The organism is Allobaileyella intestinalis (assembly GCF_009695865.1).
GTDB classification, from domain to species: Bacteria; Bacillota; Clostridia; order Peptostreptococcales; family Anaerovoracaceae; genus Allobaileyella; species Allobaileyella intestinalis.
Map to the genome: position 1 here is coordinate 297,321 of NZ_VUNB01000004.1, position 18,659 is coordinate 315,979.

Genomic DNA, 18,659 nt, shown 5'->3' on the forward strand with positions numbered 1-18,659 from the left:
CCTTCCAATTCCTGTAAATGTCAGCAGGATGAAACTATTTATTTTTCATTTCTGACGCAATGTTGCAAATGTCCACAAAGCTTTCAGGGCTCAGACTTGCTCCACCTATAAGGCCTCCGCAGATTCCTTTCTGCTTCAGTAGAGCCTCTGCGTTCCCCGGTTTCATGCTTCCACCATAGAGAACTTTAAGACCTGCGGCTGCTTCATCTCCGCAGTACCCGGCGACAATAGAGTGGATAAATCCGCACATGTCGTCTGCTTGTTCTGGTGTTGCAGTCTTTCCAGTTCCAATGGCCCAGATAGGCTCATAGGCGATTACGATCTTTCTCACCTGCAGTGGGTCAATATCCTTCAGATCTTCGAAAAGCTGACCTCCTACGTATCCCATGTGCTCGTTTTTTTCTCTGACTTCGAGAGGCTCGCCTACGCAGAGGATAGGAGTAATATCATTTTCAAGAAGCACCTTCAGCTTCTTGTTCAGCGCCTCGTCGGTCTCATTGAAATACTGCCTTCTTTCGGAATGGCCGATAACGCAGCAGTCGACTCCGATTTCCTTCAGCATCTTAACTGAGATTTCTCCTGTATAAGCTCCAGACTGTTCATAATGAACATTTTGGGCTCCAATCATGACTTCAGTATCTTTAAACGATTCTTTAAGAGCCTGAAGCTGTGTAAACGGAGCAATAATTGCGATGCCCTCACCATTATCAGGCATAATACCCTTGAACTTATCTGCAAACTCCTTCGCTTCGGCGATGGTTTTGTTCATCTTCCAGTTTCCTGCAATAAGGAAATTCTTGTCTCCCATTGATATCCTCCAGTATTCAATCAGTTATTTTTCGTCAAGACAGGCAATTCCCGGCAGTACTTTGCCTTCCAGGAACTCCAGGCTTGCACCTCCGCCTGTGGAAATATGAGTCATCTTGTCAGCTACTCCGAACTTTGCGGCAGCAGCTGCTGAATCACCGCCGCCGACGATGGTAACGGCATCCAGGCTGGCCAGACAGTTGGCTATTGCCTTTGTGCCCTCAGCAAACCTGTCCATCTCAAAGACTCCCATAGGTCCGTTCCAGACAACAGTTTTTGACTTTGACAGCTCTTCAGTATACAACTTAACTGTCTCCGGTCCAATATCCATTCCCATTTTCTCCGGGTCCATTTTGTCCACAGGGAAAACTGCAGCCGGTGAATCGGCACTGAACTGATCAGCCATTACAGCATCAACAGGCGTAAAGATTTTTACCCCCTTTTCAGCGGCTTTCTCCATGATTTCAGGAATCATTCCGAATCCTTCCTCATCAAAGAGTGATTTACCTATCTCGTAACCCTGGGCTTTCGAGAATGTGTAAGACATTCCGCCACCAATAAAGAGCATGTCCACCTTATCCAGCAGATTGATGATAACAGGCAGCTTATCCTTAACCTTAGCACCGCCCATAATGGCTGCAAAAGGTCTTTCCGGTGATTCCACAGCATCACCCAGGAACTTCAGCTCTTTTTCAATCAGAAATCCTGAAACAGCAGGAATGTAATCTGCAATGCCCGTTGTGGATGCGTGAGCTCTGTGAGAAGTTCCAAAAGCATCTTGTACGAAAACATCTCCCAGACCAGCCAGTGATTTTGCAAATTCAGGATCGTTCTTCTCCTCCTCTTTGCGGAACCTTACATTCTGAAGCAGGGCCACCTGACCAGGTTCAAGAGCTTTTACCTTTTCTGCAACTTCCTGGTTTACAACTTCGTCGCTGCTGATGAATTCAACCTTCTGCCCCAGAAGTTCGGAAAGCCTTGCCGCAACTGGTGCCAGGCTTAATTCAGCCTTTGGTTCTCCCTTAGGTCTTCCCAGATGGGACATGAGAACCACGCAGGCTCCATTCTCTACCAGATAACTGATTGTAGGGAGAGATGCTCTGATTCTTGTGTCATCTGTGATTCTGCCGTCTTCAAGAGGTACATTGAAATCGCATCTGCATACGGCAGTCTTTCCTGCCCATTCAATATCTCTTACCGTCTTTTTCATGATTTTCTCCTGAAATGAATTTCTCGTATCAAACCAACAGGCTGCGGTCCATTAATGGACTGCAGCCATGGAAATCAATATCTGGATATGAACTACTTGTTGTCTACAGAATCCATGTGCCTGATCAGCTTAAGAAGCTGTGTGCTGTATCCAAACTCGTTGTCGTAGAATGCTACTATCTTGAATACCTTGTCGTTAAGCTGAATGCCCTGTACAGCATCGAATATGGAAGCGTGAGGGTCTCCTACGAAGTCGATGGAAACAACTTCCTCATCTGTATATTCGATGATACCTTTCATCTCCTCCTGGGAAGCTCTCTTGATCTCCTTGCAGATTTCTTCGTATGTTGTAGGATTCTGAAGGAAAACATTAAGATCGATCAGAGATACGTCTGCGGTAGGAACTCTGTATGAAATTCCTGTCATCTTGCCCTTCAGTTCAGGAATTACCAGAGCTACGGCCTTTGCAGCTCCTGTTGTTGTAGGGATAATGCTGTTAAATGCACATCTTCCCCTTCTCCAGTCACCGTTTGATCTGCCGTCGATAACTTTCTGCTTGGAAGTAGCTGCGTGAATGGTTGACATAAGTCCTTCTGAAATGCCCCACTTGTCATACAGAACTTTACATATAGGTGCCAGACAGTTTGTAGTACATGATGCGTTGGAAACTACGTTGTACTCTGGCTTGTATTCCTGGTGATTTACACCGTATACGAATGTAGGAGAATCATCTTTGGCAGGTGCTGAAATAATTACTTTCTTTGCTCCTGCATCGAGATGAGCCTGTGCCTTCTCCTTTGTGTTGTAAGCACCGGTTCCCTCAACGATATAATCTGCTCCAACTTCTCCCCATGGGATGTTTCGCGGATCATTCTCCATGAATACAGGGATCTTCTTGCCATCGATAATTATTCCGTCAGAATATGTATCGATCTCCCGTGGAAAGCGTCCGAAAGTGGAATCGTACTTCAGCATGTACCTGATATAATCAAGACTTGAGTTACGATAATTGATTCCTGCGATCTCAATGTCATCGAAATCCAGTGCAGCTCTCATTACAACTCTTGAGATCCTTCCGAAACCGCTTATGCCGATTCTTGCCATTTCCTATTTCCTCCTGATAAATTGGAAAACAAACATTACATTTATCTGCTCCGGCAATTTGGGGAAGCCGGAACATATAATAAAATGATAACAGCAACGCCTTGTTTTTTCAATAGTGCAAAGTTTCTGCCATTGGGCGGGTCTCACGCACATTTTCTCAGAAAAGAAAATAACCCGGGGAATTAATCCCCGGGCCTGTGGTTTTTCCATATTAGAAATACTTGCTCATTCTTCTCAGCTTTGACTGCTCCATGTGATACTCCATGGCTTCCCTTCCGGCAGCTACGTTATGAGTCTCAAAAGCATCAAAGATTGCCATGTGCTCGTTCAAAATTGTCTTAAGATAATCATCTGAGAAGGTCTTTGGAGGAGCTGAATGCTTCAAATATGTCTGGTAAGTGGACAATGTCTTATAAAGCATTCTGTCCTTAGTTCCTTTATATATCAGATTATGGAATTCAGAGTTTAAATTGAGCACCTGTTTTACATCATTCTTCTTAGTGGTGTAAAACTCCATCATCTCAATTTTTTCCTTCAGCTTATCAACTTCTTTTTCATCCATGCGCTCAATAGCCCACTGTACAGCCTGAACCTCAAATATTTTTCTAAGATCAAAGAGATCCGAAATATCTCTTCGGCTGAGACCGATTACAAATGCACCTCTGTTAGGTACATTTTCAATGAGTCCGTCTGATTCCAGCTGTCTGAACGCTTCCCTCACCGGTGTGCGGCTTACATTATATTGCTTACAGATAGTCTGCTCTGTAAGCTTTTCTCCGGGTTTAACCTTTCCCGAAAGAATGTCCTTCTGTATCTGAATAAACAGGCTGCCTGACAGCGGTCTGTCGTCAACTGTTTTTGTCGGCATCATATCCCCTCCTGTTTCGATTTTGTATTCAAAATCAAGCTTCAGTTTGTTGTATACAATTATAAAATCATATGTTCTTTTGTCAATACCGTGGTATAAATAAGAAGCAACTAATATATGAAGCTATTCAGTTATGCTGAGGATAACCATTATGTCTAAAACAAACAGAAGTAAAATAACAAAAAAAGAGGCCGCAGAAATACTGGACCTCCTGAAAGAAGAGTATCCTGAAGCAGGATGTGCTCTCCACTACGATTCACCTTACCATCTCCTGCTGGCCGTGATGCTGTCAGCACAGACCACCGACGTCAGCGTTAACAAAATAACCCCGGAACTGTTCCGGCGTTTTCCGGAACCGGAAGACCTTGCAGCTGCCAGCCAGGGTGAAGTAATAGACATCATCAGGTCAATCGGACTGTACAAGAATAAGTCAAAGAATATAATCTCCATGTCCCAGGTGCTTATGGAAAAATATGATGGCGTTGTTCCAGGGGATTTCAAGAAGCTCACAGAACTTCCGGGCGTTGGTAGAAAAACTGCCAACGTCGTTCTGGCAGAGGGATTCGGAGAACAGCGGATAGCCGTGGACACTCATGTCTTCCGGGTCTCAAACCGCATCGGTCTGTCAAACTCTGAAAGTGTTCTGGAAACAGAGACACAGCTTATGGCTGTTCTTCCTGAAAAAAGATGGACCGAAGCCCATCATCTCCTTATATTCCACGGCAGAAGGTGCTGCAGCGCCCGCAAGCCTCAGTGCAACCGCTGCCCCATACTGGAACACTGCAGGCACCCGGAGATTCTCTGATCTCCGGGTGCCTGCGTGATAGATATTATATGACTATTGACTACATAACGTGGATGTTGTGACCTATCCACGAACATATATCATCCATAACCTCATCTCTGCAGAAGTCGTGGAGAATATCATGTTTTCCGTTTCTGTATACCTTGACTGCCACCTGGCTTGACCCGTTGTTACTCATAAGTTTGGCAATGTCCCTTGATGCCTTTGAATAACCTCCGAGATCGTCCATGCTTCCGCACATCAGGTATATTGGAATATCCTTAAGTCTGCCCTTCTTAATATCCTTTATCAGAGCCTTGTTTCCCTCTATGAACTCTTTGTAGGCAGAAGAAGTCAGAGGAAAACCGCAGTCCGGATCATCTACATAGGCTTTTATTTCCCCTTCATCGGAACTGAGCCAGTAATACTGATTTACAGGACTGGTGCCTGGCATCTTAACGTGATCCATGAACATGTTGTGAACCGCCATGGATACGCTGTTATATCCGTACATACGCACATGGTTGGCAGCAGCAGTATGAATAGGTCCTGCCATTGCAGGATTGGAAATCTGGCCGATGCCTATAAGAAGCTCCTCAGATCCGTATTCAGCACAGTGAAGCAGCGCCAGGGTAGCGCCCATTCCCATTCCAATAATGATATTCGGGCAGTTTCCTGATCTTTTTTTTGCAAATCTGAACAAAGATTCTATATCGTCAACAAGGCAGTTAAATCCACCGGCCTCCATAGCGAAAGCTCCTTTATGGCCCTGCTGGCTTATTCCATGCCCGGTAAGATCCATGGCATAAACAGAATATCCTTCTTTCTGCAGCCTTTCTGCCAGGTCATCATATCTGCCGGAATGCTCGCTCATTCCATGTACAATCTGAACTATTCCCTTTGGATTATCACTTTCAAAGGCTGTTGTATATACCTGACCTTCACCGTTGCAAGCTCTCCTGTAGAATTCTTTTTTCACCATAACAAGTCACCAATTCCTGATCAATAAATACCGAAACAACTGCAGGGAATCTATTAAGGAGAACTCTCCTTAATAGATTAATAAACAAATCCTCTGTCAGGTTCAGAATACTCTCTGAGTCTCTGTCTGTACGCATCCATGGACGCATCTTCCATTGCCAACCGGGGCGCCCAAACACCGCACTCCCCCATAAGCCATTTAGTGAAAGGGGGATTTACCACCAGCAGTGGACCGATTATATATGTTGCCATAAAATTCCTGTACCAGATTCCTTCTCCAGAGTTTTCTGTGCCGAAGCCTTCTCCTCTCACATTGCTGAACAGAGGCTCCGGCTTCTCATCCCAATATGACTGGGTAAACTGACTCTTGAAACCTACAATATCAGTTTCAATGCCTGACTTCTCTCCTTCCCCTGAGCAGACAAACCTACCGTGATACAGAGAGTTAAAGCGGTGAAGCATCCTCCTCTCCGTATGGAAGTGGAAAATATCCAGGCATTCTGTAAAAGTACTTGCTCCATCTTCCATAAGCTCTGTGTCAAGGTCAGTTATTCCTGAACCAAAAACCTCAAGAGCATTTCCCGTAACCAGGAATCTCTGCCCCTTCTCAATTGCATTAACCAGGTCATCCCTGAAGGGTTTAAGCCTTTCAACAACCAGCTCCTGCCCTCTTTCCGTCAAAGTTCCAAGATAGACCAGGTCCACTTTTCTCCCTGAAAGGAAGGCCGGCTTCTCATTAAGAGAAGTCTCAATAACAGTACAGTTACAGGACTGCTTCAGATATCTTACATTTGCCTGTTCACCATAAAGGTTGGCAACCTCAGGATACAATGATTCAACAATCATTTAAGTCCTGCCTCCTCTCTGTCCATCTTGCTGACATAGTCTATTACCTGCTCCCTGGTCTTCATTCCCAGATCAAAGGAATCCGTACCGTAGAGCACGTAGATATTGTCCCCCTCAGGCAGTTTAAGTTTCGAAACGCCGTCCTCCGGTTTTTCCACGTAAGTAATCACATCCTCACTGATTCCCGCAAGAAGCATTCTGAGCCTGAGATCCCGGCCTCTGTCTCCATAAACAATAATCTGTTTGACAGAGGGATCATTGAGAAATTCAAAGTCTGCATCATACATCCAGCATATGTTCTCAGACCAGTGATGGGTATCGCCGATACAATTATTGAACATCAGGATTTCCTTAGTTCCATCCATCTGGTGAATTCTCTCGAAAACCCTGGACGCCGCATAGGCATTCTTCTCCTTACAGAGGAAATTTATTACTGTCTTATCTCCGATCTTCTGGAATCCAAGCCTGGACTTTGTAATGTTAACACCGTCCATAGCCTTCCGGATCTCATCCAGGCTGTAGCCCATAACGTGGAAAAGAGAAATAACAGCTACCTGATTGTAGATGTTAAAGGTACTTGAATTCATAATATTAAACTCAAGGGACTCAACAGGATTTCCAGCTCCCTCTCCCAGTTCAGCACCGGCCTTTTGCTGGTGGCGTCCTTCATACAGGGTGTAAGTGAACTTCATGTCCTCTTCATTTACCGATGAGGCTCCGCCATCATACTGAGGAGCAGTAAAACCGCATTCCGGGCAGAAGGCTCTCCCGATGTTGGAGTACCTGATATACTTGTATTTAAGCTTTGCGCTGCATTCCGGGCATATCTGAAGGTCGCTGATCAGGTTGTCTGTCTCCGTTCTGTCACCTTCCATTGGAGATATCCCGTAAAAAAATCTTTCGTTTGCCGGGGATACCGAAGAAGCTATGAGGTCGTCTGCGTTAAGAACAACCTTTGTATCCTCCGGAATGTATCTGGTGAGAAAATCCCTGATGTATTCCGGATGGCCGTTTCTCATTATTGAATCTCTGGAAAGATTGAGAACAACAAGGTAATCAGGAGTAAAACAAGGGAAAACCACCTTGGCCGAGCGCTCATCTATTTCAAGAACAGCTGTCTTGTAGTGGCATTTCCCAGTAAAACCCACACCGCTGATAAAGGCCGTGGCAATACCTGTAGCTATATTGGATCCAGTGCTGTTGCAAAGGACTTTCTCCCCCATCTGCTGGAGAATATCCCTTGTCATATTAGTTGCCGTGGTCTTACCGTTGGTTCCAGTAACGCCGATTATCCTGTCAGGTTTCTTAATATATTCAAGAAAATCCGGGCAGAGCCTGAGTGCAACTACTCCGGGAAAATTCGTTCCATTATGTCTGGTGATCTTCAATGCCACAACCGACAGCTTTGCTGCCCAAAGTGCGAAATAATACCTTAACCTGCCCATGAAGGAATTTGCTCCTTTACACTGAAATAGGTGAAAACAACGTTTTCACCTATTTCCACAAAACCATATTATTGTGACAGATTATATCCTATTCCACATAGAATTTCAATTGACCGCCTTCTTCGCCGATTCTTATTCTGTCACCATCTCCTGCCTCTCCGGCAATTATCATTCTGGCAATTTCGTTTTCCACATGATTCTGAACGTACCTCTTTACAGGGCGGGCGCCATATACAGGATCGTAAGATTCATCTGCCATAATGGAAGCGGCACTGTCTGTAAGAACAAGATCTATGTTCCTTTCCTTAAGCCTTCCGGCCAGGTCGTTAACTGTCATTCTTACAATCTCTTTTATCTGATTCTTTTCAAGGCTCTTGAATACCACTATATCATCTACCCTGTTCAGGAACTCTGGTCTGAAGAAGGAGCTGAGCTGCTCTTTCTGGAGGTTGGATGTCATGATCACAATTGTGTTCTTGAAATCAACTACCCTGCCTTTGTTGTCTGTGAGACGTCCGTCGTCCAGCAGCTGAAGGAGGAGATTGAACACATCCGGATGTGCCTTTTCTATCTCGTCCAGAAGGATGACGCTGTATGGTTTCCTGCGGACGGCTTCCGTAAGCTGACCGCCTTCTTCATATCCTACATACCCTGGAGGCGCTCCTACAAGCCTGGAAACTGAGTGCTTTTCCATGTATTCAGACATATCTATTCTGACAAGGTTCTTTTCAGTATCGAACAAAGTCTCGCAGAGAGCCTTTGCCAGCTCGGTTTTTCCTACACCTGTAGGTCCAAGGAAGATAAATGAACCAATAGGCCTGTTCTCGTTTTTCAGGCCGGCTCTTGCCCTGAGTATAGCCTGAGTAACAGCATTAATGCCCTCATCCTGTCCTACTACTCTCTTGTGAAGTATTTCAGGCAGATGGAGAAGTTTATCCCTCTCAGTTTCAGCCAGCTTTTCTACTGGAATTCCAGTCCACTCTGCAATAACTGCCTGAATCTCGTCCTGATCAACCTCTTCCTTCAGGATTCTCTCGCCTCCGTCTTCAGCATTAAGCCTCTTTTTTGCATCTTCCAGCTCTTTCTCTGCAGCAGGAAGATCGCCGTATTTAAGCTTTGCCAGCTTTTCCAGATCATAGGCTCTCTCAGCCTCTTCAATCTTGTGACGAATATCTTCTATCTCCTGCTTCTTGCTCTTAAGAGATACAATATCCTTTTTCTCGTTCTCCCACTTTGCCTTCATAGCAGAATCCTGATCTCTCAGTTCTGCCAGCTCGCTGTTGATGGCATCCAGCCTTTCTCTGCTTGCCTTATCTGTTTCCTTCGTAAGTGCCTGTCGTTCTATTTCCAGCTGCATGATCTTACGTTCTATTGTGTCAAGTTCTGAAGGCATGCTGTCGATTTCTGTCCTTATGCGGGCTGCAGCTTCGTCCATCAGATCTATGGCCTTATCCGGCAGGAACCTGTCGCTGATGTATCTGTTAGACAATGTAGCACAGGCTATCAAAGCATTGTCCGTAATCCTTACGCCGTGGTGAATTTCAAACTTTTCCTTAAGGCCTCTCAGAATTGAGATGGTATCCTCCACACTTGGCTCATCAACCATAACCTTCTGGAAACGGCGTTCCAGAGCTGCGTCTTTCTCGATGTACTTTCTGTATTCATCAAGGGTAGTGGCGCCAATGCAGTGAAGCTCTCCTCTGGCCAGCTTTGGTTTAAGCAGGTTGCCGGCGTCCATGGAGCCCTCAGTACGGCCTGCTCCGACTATGTTGTGAATCTCATCGATGAAAAGAATGATGTTTCCGTCAGACTTGTCGATTTCGTTGAGTACAGCCTTAAGCCTCTCCTCGAATTCACCTCTGTACTTTGCTCCTGCAATCAGAGCACCCATATCCAGTGAAAAAATAGTTTTATCTTTCAGGGATTCCGGAACATCTCCGTTTACGATTCTCTGGGCAAGGCCTTCAACTACTGCTGTTTTACCTACACCAGGCTCGCCTATCAAAACCGGGTTGTTCTTTGTACGTCTTGACAGGATCTCTATTGTCCGGCGGATTTCCTGGTCTCTGCCAATAACCGGATCCAGTTTCCCAGCTCTTGCTGCTTCAACCAGGTCAGTACCGTATTTATTCAGTGCGTCGTAACTGTCCTCAGGATTCTGATTAGTTACCCTCTGGTTTCCTCTTACCATGGTCAGGGCTTTCAGAAATTCATCTCTGTTTACCCCGTATTTTCTCAGGATTTTGTCAGTCTCTGGGTCACCGGCTTTGATTATTGCCATATAGGCGTGTTCTACGCTGACATAATCATCCTTGAAATCTGCCGCAGTCTTTTCCGCATCAATGAAAACCTTGTTGAGTTTTGCTGACATGTAGACCTGACCGTCTCCGCCACTTACTTTCGGCAGCCCGTCTACAGATGCCTGCACATCCCTCCTCATGGAATCAACATCCACGTTCATGGCGTACAGAAGCTTTGGAATAAGGCCATCCCTGTCGTTCAGGATAGCCAGGTGCAGATGGCTTACCTCCAGTGTCTGCTGTCCGTTTTCCACAGCCAGATTCTGGGCATCCATCACCGCAGTCTGCATCTTCTGTGTATACTTTTCTATATTCATGATCTCCCTCCTTGTAATGGGATTTTATTTGTCTCGTCTTATTGGCCTCTCTGATTTGACAATGCTAATTTAGCACTCTCTTGTGTAGAGTGCTAACAGTTTGTGTGACGATTCTGTGAAGGTCAATAACGTACGCCTGTTGCTATCGATTTTATCTTTTGGAAAAGAAAGATGAATCATGCAATAATTTTTGAGGGACGGCTGCGTTTGACTTATCATCTGCGTTTATAACAGATGAGCTGTCTTATTCACAGGTCCAGTCAGATCTTATTCATGTAATTTTGAAAGATGAGGTTGAAGAAATGATCAGTACATTTAATGCAAAAGTTTCACGTCTTTCTGATGGTCTTCAGGTAGAAGCTCAGTCCAGAGGTTTCAAGGTCCTCATGGACGAGCCTGTAGAAGGCGGAGGTACAGACAAGGGAATGAACCCTGTTGAGCTCCTTCTCAGTTCATATGGTGGATGCCTGACGATCCTGGCTGCTATGATGGCACCTGGATATCAGGTTGAGCTGGAGGAATGCTTTGCAGAGCTTGAGGGAGATCTGGATCTGGACGAAGGAAGCGAATATAACGGTTTTCAGGAAATCCGCGTTACCTTCCACGTAAAGAGCAGCTCCCCTGAAGAAAATGTAAAGAATCTGGTACAGGGCATTGAAGCAGGCTGTCCTATTGGCAACACTCTGAAAGGAAAAGTAAATATCAAATTCAATGATATTGTCTTTGAATAAACTGTTTTAATAAGCGCATATTCAAAAAAGGCAGAACAGGAACATGCCTGCTCTGCCTTTTTGCTTTAGTATTTATAAACGATAGCGGCTACAGTATCACTCCGTACAGCAGCGCCTTGTAAATAATTGAGATGAGAGGAGAAATAATCCCGTTCACCGCCCCAACGATGAGGAGCAGAATCAGAATAATGTTTCCCTTTGAATAGAAATCATAATACCAGCTTTTCTTCCTGAGATTAAAAATCTCTGTAATGATTCCGAAACCGTCCAGAGGCGGCAGTGGAATGATATTGAATACCAGCAGTGTGATGTTGATGATTATTGCCTGAATCAAGATGGTCATGATAAGTCCCGGTACAGTGTTAAGGTCCATCTGATAGTAACCTGTGGAACCCATGTAAAAATGAGTCACAAAGGAAAGGACTACTGCGATCAGCAGGTTCATTGCCACCCCTGCAACAGACACCAGAAGCTCATCTCTCCTTGGATGCTTGTAATATCTGTTGTCTATCTCTACCGGAATTCCCCATCCAAAGCCGCAGAACATCAAAGCAAGAAAGCCGAAGGGGTCGAAGTGAGCAGCAGGATTCAGGGTAACTCTTCCCTGATTCTTAGGAGTAGGATCTCCCAGCTTCCATGAAGTCCAGGCATGAGCAAACTCGTGAAATGAAAGGCCTATTACAATTCCCGGCAGAGAGAGGAGCATATTAAAAAAGTACGTCCTTGGATCCCGGAGCCCTCCGTTCACAAAATTGCTTATGAGCAGAATTAGCAAAAGAATGGCCGTTCCTGAATTCATAAATCTTTTCAAATGATTCTTCCTCCTGTCAGTGTTTGTTCTCTGAAAAAATCGGTGCACATCACAGATGTACACCTCTTAACCTCATGCCAGGGTTCCGTCAAGGCTGAAAGTCTTGGCGTCAGTGATCTTCACCTTTACAATCTGCCCTGTAGTATCTCTGCCCCCTGTAAAATTAACTAGTTTGAAGTCATCAGTTCTTCCGGTCCACGCCATATCGTTTCTTGAACTTCTTCCTTCACACAGAACTTCTTCCGTTCTTCCTATATATTTCTGATTTTTTCTGAGAGCACTCTGGTTTATGTGCTCATTAAGCTCGATCAGTCTTCTGTGTTTAACATCTTCAGGAACCTGGTCTTTGAAAACAGCTGCCGGTGTTCCTTCTCTCCTGGAATAAATGAATGTAAATGCTGAATCATACTGAACCTGATCCACAAGGCTCAGAGTATCCTTGAAGTCCTCCTCAGTTTCTCCCGGAAAACCTACGATGATATCCGTGCTTATAGCAATATCCGGGCAAGCTTCACGCAGGCTGGCGACTATTGAAAGATATTTTTCCCGGTCATAATGACGGTTCATTCTCTTCAAAATCCTGTCGCTTCCCGACTGGACAGGAAGATGGATCTGATGACAAAGCTTCCCACAATCCCTGTAGCAGTCTATAAGCTTCGGAGAAATGTCCTTAGGATGAGATGTCATGAACCGGATTCTTCTGATTCCCGGAATGCCGTTTATCTCTCTGATCAGATCGGCAAAGTCACCACCCGAAGGATCCCTGAAGGAATTTACGTTCTGACCCAGGAGCATGACCTCAATAACTCCGTCATCTGCCAGCCTGCGGACCTCTTCAGTTACTTCTGCAATAGTCCTGCTCTTTTCCCTGCCTCTGGTGTAAGGAACGATGCAGTAAGTGCAGAAATTATTGCAGCCGTAAGTGATGTTCACCAGGGCCTTGTGTTTGTGAAGACGCTTGGCATTGTCCTCTTCTGGTATCTCGGAGCTGTTCTCAATAATCGAAAGCTGCTTTTCCCCTGTTTCGATTCTCTTTCGCAGAAGCTGAGGAAACCGGCTGATTGTCTGGGTTCCGAAAACAATATCAGTCCAGCCGAAGCTTTCTTTTATCTCTTTAACGATCCTTGGCTGCTGAGGCATACATCCGCAGACACACATTATGAAATATGGATCTTCTTCCTTCTTCTTCTTGAATTGTCCCAGCATTCCGAAAAAGCGCTTGTCAGCATGTTCTCTCACGCTGCAAGTGTTCATGACAACGATGTTTGCTTCTTCCGGCGTCTCCGCCTCCTTTATTCCCATGGACTCCAGCATTCCGCTTATATTCTCGGAATCGTGTTCATTCATCTGGCATCCGAAAGTGATTATTTTATATGTTTTGTAATTCTCGTAAATATTATTCATTAAATCTTCCGCAACCCGGACATCCAGCTGGCATCCGGTTATTTTCTTTCATCTTTCTTGTCTCTCCCCATGAGCATGTCAAGGGCTTCAGCCGGCGTAATCTTTCCGCTGATAACCTTGTTAACAGCCTGGGTGATAGGCATCTCCACACCTGACTTCTCGGCCAGCTTGCAGGCCGCTTCCACAGTATAGAATCCCTCTACAGTTCCTATCTGTTTTACCGCCTCATCAGGCTTGATACCTTCTCCAATCATGATGCCGCAGCGTCTGTTCCTTGACAGGTCAGAATCACAGGTAACCATAAGGTCACCTATTCCCGAAAGTCCTGAGAAAGTATCGCTTCTAGCTCCCAGTGTCACGCCCAGTCTGGTGATTTCATGGATTCCTCTGGTCATGATGGCTGATCTTGCATTGTCACCGAAACCCATTCCGTCAGAAATACCTGTGCCGATGGCAATGACGTTCTTCAGGGCTCCTCCAAGTTCCACACCGAGAACGTCATCGCTGGTGTAAACCCTGAACTTGTCAGACATGAAAACATCCTGAACAAGTTCTGCTGCCTTCTGATCTTTAGAAGCAACCACAACGGTGGCCGGCTTATTCTTGGCAATCTCTTCCGCATGAGAAGGGCCGCTGAGAACAACGTACTTATTATTCGGCAGAATTTCTTCCGCAATCTGAGACATAGTTTTATTTGTAAAAGTCTCGATTCCTTTTGCCAGGTTTACGACTATAGCACCTTCAGGAAGATACTTTGCAGTTCTCTCTGCCACCTGCCTGAAGTTCTGAGCTGGAACGGAGAAAACAACTATGTCCTTGCCGTGAACGGCGGTCTTCAGATTATGGGTAAATCTCAGGCTGCTGGCCAGGAGAACTTCAGGAAGATACTTGCTGTTAACCTTTGTTTCCCTCATCTGAGAAACATACTCTTTGTTCCGGCCCCATACAGTTACTGTGTGACCGCTGTGAGCCAGCATGTTTGCCAGAGCAGTACCAAAGCTTCCGTTTCCGATGAAAGCGATCTTCTTTCTTTCTTCTGGCTTCTTCCTGTGTTTTCTCTGACCTTTATAATAGTCTTTCGGAATAATTCTGGCTGCTTCTGCCTTCTTTGCTGCCTCTTCTCTCTTAGATTCTTCAACCAGCTGATCAAATTCTGCAAACTCTGAATCCTTCAGGATCTGGCTGATCTCATCGTCTTTATTTTCACCTGAGTTGTTCCCGTCATCCAGGATAATGTCATCGTCTGAAGACGCAGTCTCTGAACTGTCCTCTGAAGGAAGAATAATCTCATCTGCTCTTGTAACAGGGCTGTTAACCACTACCGTATCCTTAGGTATATACTCCGGATGCATTGGCATTCCATAATAAACTGCAGTCTGCCCCGGAACTCCGGCTTCTCCGCCTCTTGCAATCATGGCCACAGTACCCTTAGAAGGCTTGTATCCAGAGTTTCTTTCAGTGTCAGCCCCGGACTGTCTTTTTCCGTCGTCATCACCGGACATGGCTTCCCTGAATATCCACTGCAGGTCACTGTCTGATTCAATATCGGCTGCTTCCTCATCTGGCTGAAGATCCATAGCCTTAACAGGTTCTTCCATTACAGTAGTTTCATCACTGCTGTCCTCACCCTTGAACTTACGCAGCAAGCCGTTAATGAATCCCCCTGATTTGTGATGCTCTTCTTTGCCAGAACTATAAACAGGATTTACATCTGTTTTCTCCTGATTATTCTCACTTTCTTCAATAGCCTCAGCAAATTCCTCATCTGAGTTTCCTGTTTCGGCTCCCGGCTCATCCAGCACGATGTCTGATAAGTCTTCCTCCTCAGAATCCTCAGAATCCTCGGAATTCTCGGAATCCGATACAGCAAGATCTTCACTTACTGGTTTCAGATCTTCTTCCTTTTCTGTATCCGGCTCTTTCTCTTCTACTTCCTCAGGTTCATTATCTGATACTGTCTCTTCCAGGGTTTCAGTTTCAGGTTCCACAACCTCATCAGATTCATTATTTTCAGATACTACTTCACCAGAATTATCTGACGTATCTGAAGGCTCATCCGTCTCTGAAATGCCTTCAGCAGAAGTCTCCGGCTCATCAGCTTCTTCAACTGCAGAAGCGATTTCCTCTGCCAGCTGCTCATCAGTCTCATGAGCCTCACCTGATTTATCTGGCTCAACTGGGGCCTCTGAATCTTCCTGTGGTTCATCGTCAGAGGTAGTGACATTTCCTACTGACATGGACTTTTCCTCTCCCTTGTACAACCTGACTATATTGGTTCTGTGGTTGTAAAGAACGAAAAGAGCCACAATGATTGATACAGGAAAAAATGTTGGATAGTAAAACAGCACCAGCAGCGGGTATGCCAGGCAGGCTGCTACAGATCCGATTGACATCTTCTTAGAAGTTCCTGCTCCTATTGCCGCAACCAGAAGCACGGCAAAAGCACTTGGCCAGTTAATTGCCCAGGCAGCTCCAAAGGATGTTGCAACACCTTTTCCGCCCTTAAAATGGAAGAACACAGGATAAACGTGACCCAGAACTACAGCCAGGAAGCACAGTTCTCCGCAAAGGAGATTTCCTGCATTCAGACCGATTCTCACAGACAGAAATCCCTTTAAGATATCAATTACCAGCGTCAGGGCTGCCGGTCCATATCCCAGTGTTCTGAGGACGTTGGTGGTTCCCGCATTACCGCTTCCAACTTTTTTGATATCTACACCGTAGGCTTTACCGATCAGTGTGGCAGGAGAAATATTTCCTACCAGGTATGATCCGGCAACGCAAAGCAAAAGCTTGATAACAGAATTCATTAATTCTCAGCTCCTCTTCTTTCATTCCAGACGAATTTAAGCGATGTTCCCATGAAGCCGTATGCATCTCTGATCCTGTTTTCCAGATATCTGGAATAGGAAAAATGCATAAGCTCCCGAGAGTTAATTGTAAAGGAAAACAGCGGCGGTTCAACACCTGCCTGAGTTCCATAGAAAATCTTAAGCCTTTTGCCCTTATCTGATGGAGGTTGTCTCATCATTACTGCATCTTCAATAATGCTGTTCAGCTTGCTTGTAGGAATCCTCATCTTCCTGTTCTCAGCAATCTGACCTGCAAGATCGATTACATCGAAGACTTTCCTCTTCTGAAGAACAGAGATAAAGAGCACTGGTGCATATGAAGCAAACAAGAGCTCGCTCTTAATCTTCTTCTCATAGTCTCTCATGGTGTTCGTTTCTTTCGGAACGATATCCCATTTGTTCACTACAATCATAAGGCCTTTGCCTGCTTCATGAGCAATGCCGGCAATTTTTTTATCCTGTTCTGTAAGGCCCTCTCCTCCGTCGATCATGAGGACGCACACATCACATCTCTCTACAGCAGCAACTGCACGGACAACAGAGTACTTTTCAATATTTTCCTTAATCCTGCTGTTTCTCCTGAGACCGGCAGTATCGATAAGTATATACTCTTTTCCCTTATATTCAAATGGAGTATCTATAGAATCCCTGGTTGTACCTGCCACAGGTGAAACGATAACTCTGTTTTCTCCTGTAAGTGCGTTGACAAGAGAGGATTTTCCTACGTTTGGCTTTCCGATGACTGCAATCTTAGTAGCATCATCATATCCGTCATAAATATCATCAGGGAAACCTTTGACTATGTCGTCCAGCAGATCACCGATGTTCAGCATGTTTACAGAGCTGATTGGAACAGGTTCCCCCAGTCCCAGTTCGTAAAAATCATACAGGGTCTCCTGTGCCTGAGACATTTTGTCAATCTTGTTAACTACCAGAATTACTGGCTTTCCTGTTCTCCTGAGAATTGCTGCAACTTCAGTATCCGCAGATGTGAGGCCGTCCTTTCCGTCTGTCATGAAGATAATCTCGTCAGCCATTTCCATGGCCATTACAGCCTGGTCCCTCATCTGAGACAGAATAGGGTCATCAGTTCTTGCCTCAATTCCGCCTGTATCTATGATGCCGAATTCCTTTCCGTTCCATTCAGCTTCTCCGTATATTCTGTCTCTGGTAACACCTGGAACGTCTTCTACAATAGCTCTTCTTTCACCTACCAGCCTGTTGAAAAATGTTGATTTTCCAACATTTGGCCGGCCAACAATGGCAAGTATAGGTTTACTCATCGAAAATTCCTCCTGCAAATTCCTTAGGATCGAATTCCTTCAGATCCTCTATACCCTCTCCTACTCCAATGAACTTAATTGGCAAGTCAAACTCGTCAGCAACCGTAATAGAAATGCCTCCTCTGGCCGTTCCATCCATTTTCGTAAGTACTATTCCTGTAATATCAGTTATCTGGGAAAATTCCTTGGCCTGGCTTACAGCGTTTTTTCCCGTAGTTGCATCCAGAACCAGAAGGGTCTCCCTTGCGGCTTCCGGATATTCCTTGTCTATTACCCGGTTCATCTTCTCCAGCTCCTTCATCAGATTTCCCTTATTCTGGAGACGGCCGGCCGTGTCACAGATCAGCACGTCTATACCGTTTGCCTTGGCCGACTGAATGCCGTCGTATATTACTGCACTAGGGTCCGTACCTTCCTGGTGCCGGATTACACGAACACCTGTACGCTGACCCCAGATTTCCAGCTGTTCAGCAGCGGCAGCCCTGAAGGTGTCTGCAGCCGCAAGGAGGACAGACCGTCCTTCTTTTTTGCACATTGCAGCAATCTTACCTATGGAAGTTGTTTTGCCCCCTCCGTTAATACCGATCATCAGCACCACAAGGGGATTTTCTCTGGAAAACCTGTTTCTCTCTCCCTTGTCCACTAATTCTGCAATAATACTCTCGAGAGTTTTTTTAATATCATCCGTCTTGGTGATATACCTGGCATTAACCTCTTCCCTGAGCCTCTCCATAATGTGCTCTGTGGTTTCTACGCCAATATCGGAAATTATCAGAGACTCCTCCAGCTCATCGTAGAAATTCTCATCTATGTTTGGATTTCCTACGATAACATTGGTGATATGCTCTGTCAGCTTCTTAAATGTGCCTTTCTGACTAAATAACCCCATATGTTGTTTCTCCTTGCAAAATTTTCTT

At 45.2% G+C, this 18,659-nt stretch carries 15 protein-coding genes; 2 read left to right on the plus strand and 13 right to left on the minus strand.

Features of this window, described 5'->3' with window-relative positions:
• Nucleotides 1–34 precede the first annotated feature (34 nt).
• The 4 genes from tpiA to FYJ66_RS06325 form a co-directional block, all read right to left on the minus strand.
• A complete protein-coding gene (tpiA, locus tag FYJ66_RS06310; protein WP_154572662.1) occupies nt 35–808 on the minus strand; it encodes a triose-phosphate isomerase in 774 nt (257 codons plus the stop codon).
• 24 nt (nt 809–832) lie between these two features.
• Nucleotides 833–2,017: a phosphoglycerate kinase gene (locus tag FYJ66_RS06315; protein ID WP_154572663.1), complete on the minus strand. Its 1,185-nt coding sequence runs from the start codon at nt 2,015–2,017 to the stop codon at nt 833–835.
• 92 nt (nt 2,018–2,109) lie between these two features.
• The gene (gene gap, locus FYJ66_RS06320) at nt 2,110–3,120 is read right to left on the minus strand and encodes a type I glyceraldehyde-3-phosphate dehydrogenase (RefSeq protein ID WP_154572664.1); all 1,011 of its coding nucleotides are present in this window, start codon (nt 3,118–3,120) and stop codon (nt 2,110–2,112) included.
• Nucleotides 3,121–3,331: 211 nt separating this feature from the next.
• Nucleotides 3,332–3,991 (minus strand): GntR family transcriptional regulator, encoded by a 660-nt coding sequence (locus FYJ66_RS06325; protein WP_154572665.1) that lies wholly within the window; start codon nt 3,989–3,991, stop codon nt 3,332–3,334.
• 148 nt (nt 3,992–4,139) lie between these two features.
• Between FYJ66_RS06325 and nth the strand changes: the two genes are divergently transcribed.
• Entirely contained in the window at nt 4,140–4,793 is a 654-nt protein-coding gene (gene nth / locus FYJ66_RS06330) for an endonuclease III (RefSeq protein WP_154572666.1), read from the plus strand.
• A gap of 40 nt (nt 4,794–4,833) precedes the next feature.
• Here nth and FYJ66_RS06335 read toward each other — a convergent pair whose 3' ends face one another.
• The 4 genes from FYJ66_RS06335 to clpB all read right to left on the minus strand — a co-directional run bounded on the left by FYJ66_RS06335 (nt 4,834) and on the right by clpB (nt 10,661).
• Nucleotides 4,834–5,754: an alpha/beta fold hydrolase gene (locus tag FYJ66_RS06335; RefSeq protein ID WP_154572667.1), complete on the minus strand. Its 921-nt coding sequence runs from the start codon at nt 5,752–5,754 to the stop codon at nt 4,834–4,836.
• Nucleotides 5,755–5,831: 77 nt separating this feature from the next.
• Entirely contained in the window at nt 5,832–6,599 is a 768-nt protein-coding gene (locus FYJ66_RS06340) for a hypothetical protein (protein ID WP_154572668.1), read from the minus strand.
• The gene (locus tag FYJ66_RS06345; RefSeq protein ID WP_154572669.1) at nt 6,596–8,044 is read right to left on the minus strand and encodes a Mur ligase family protein; all 1,449 of its coding nucleotides are present in this window, start codon (nt 8,042–8,044) and stop codon (nt 6,596–6,598) included. The genes FYJ66_RS06340 and FYJ66_RS06345 overlap by 4 nt, the downstream gene beginning before the upstream one ends.
• An 88-nt stretch (nt 8,045–8,132) precedes the next feature.
• Nucleotides 8,133–10,661: an ATP-dependent chaperone ClpB gene (gene clpB / locus FYJ66_RS06350; RefSeq protein ID WP_154572670.1), complete on the minus strand. Its 2,529-nt coding sequence runs from the start codon at nt 10,659–10,661 to the stop codon at nt 8,133–8,135.
• Between the two features lie 302 nt (nt 10,662–10,963).
• Here clpB and FYJ66_RS06355 point away from each other — a divergent pair, with 302 nt between their 5' ends.
• Nucleotides 10,964–11,392: an OsmC family protein gene (locus FYJ66_RS06355; RefSeq protein WP_154572671.1), complete on the plus strand. Its 429-nt coding sequence runs from the start codon at nt 10,964–10,966 to the stop codon at nt 11,390–11,392.
• An 88-nt stretch (nt 11,393–11,480) separates the two neighbouring features.
• Here the strand turns inward: FYJ66_RS06355 and FYJ66_RS06360 are convergent, their stop codons facing one another.
• The 5 genes from FYJ66_RS06360 to ftsY form a co-directional block, all read right to left on the minus strand.
• On the minus strand, nt 11,481–12,203 hold the full coding sequence (locus tag FYJ66_RS06360) for a site-2 protease family protein (protein ID WP_154572672.1): 723 nt from the start codon (nt 12,201–12,203) through the stop codon (nt 11,481–11,483).
• A 72-nt stretch (nt 12,204–12,275) separates the two neighbouring features.
• Nucleotides 12,276–13,607: a tRNA (N6-isopentenyl adenosine(37)-C2)-methylthiotransferase MiaB gene (miaB, locus tag FYJ66_RS06365; RefSeq protein WP_154572673.1), complete on the minus strand. Its 1,332-nt coding sequence runs from the start codon at nt 13,605–13,607 to the stop codon at nt 12,276–12,278.
• Between the two features lie 38 nt (nt 13,608–13,645).
• Entirely contained in the window at nt 13,646–16,417 is a 2,772-nt protein-coding gene (gene plsY / locus FYJ66_RS06370) for a glycerol-3-phosphate 1-O-acyltransferase PlsY (protein WP_154572674.1), read from the minus strand.
• Nucleotides 16,417–17,742 (minus strand): ribosome biogenesis GTPase Der, encoded by a 1,326-nt coding sequence (gene der, locus FYJ66_RS06375; RefSeq protein ID WP_154572675.1) that lies wholly within the window; start codon nt 17,740–17,742, stop codon nt 16,417–16,419. The genes plsY and der overlap by 1 nt, the downstream gene beginning before the upstream one ends.
• Nucleotides 17,735–18,631 (minus strand): signal recognition particle-docking protein FtsY, encoded by an 897-nt coding sequence (gene ftsY, locus FYJ66_RS06380; protein ID WP_154572676.1) that lies wholly within the window; start codon nt 18,629–18,631, stop codon nt 17,735–17,737. The genes der and ftsY overlap by 8 nt, the downstream gene beginning before the upstream one ends.
• Between the last annotated feature and the right edge of the window lie 28 nt (nt 18,632–18,659).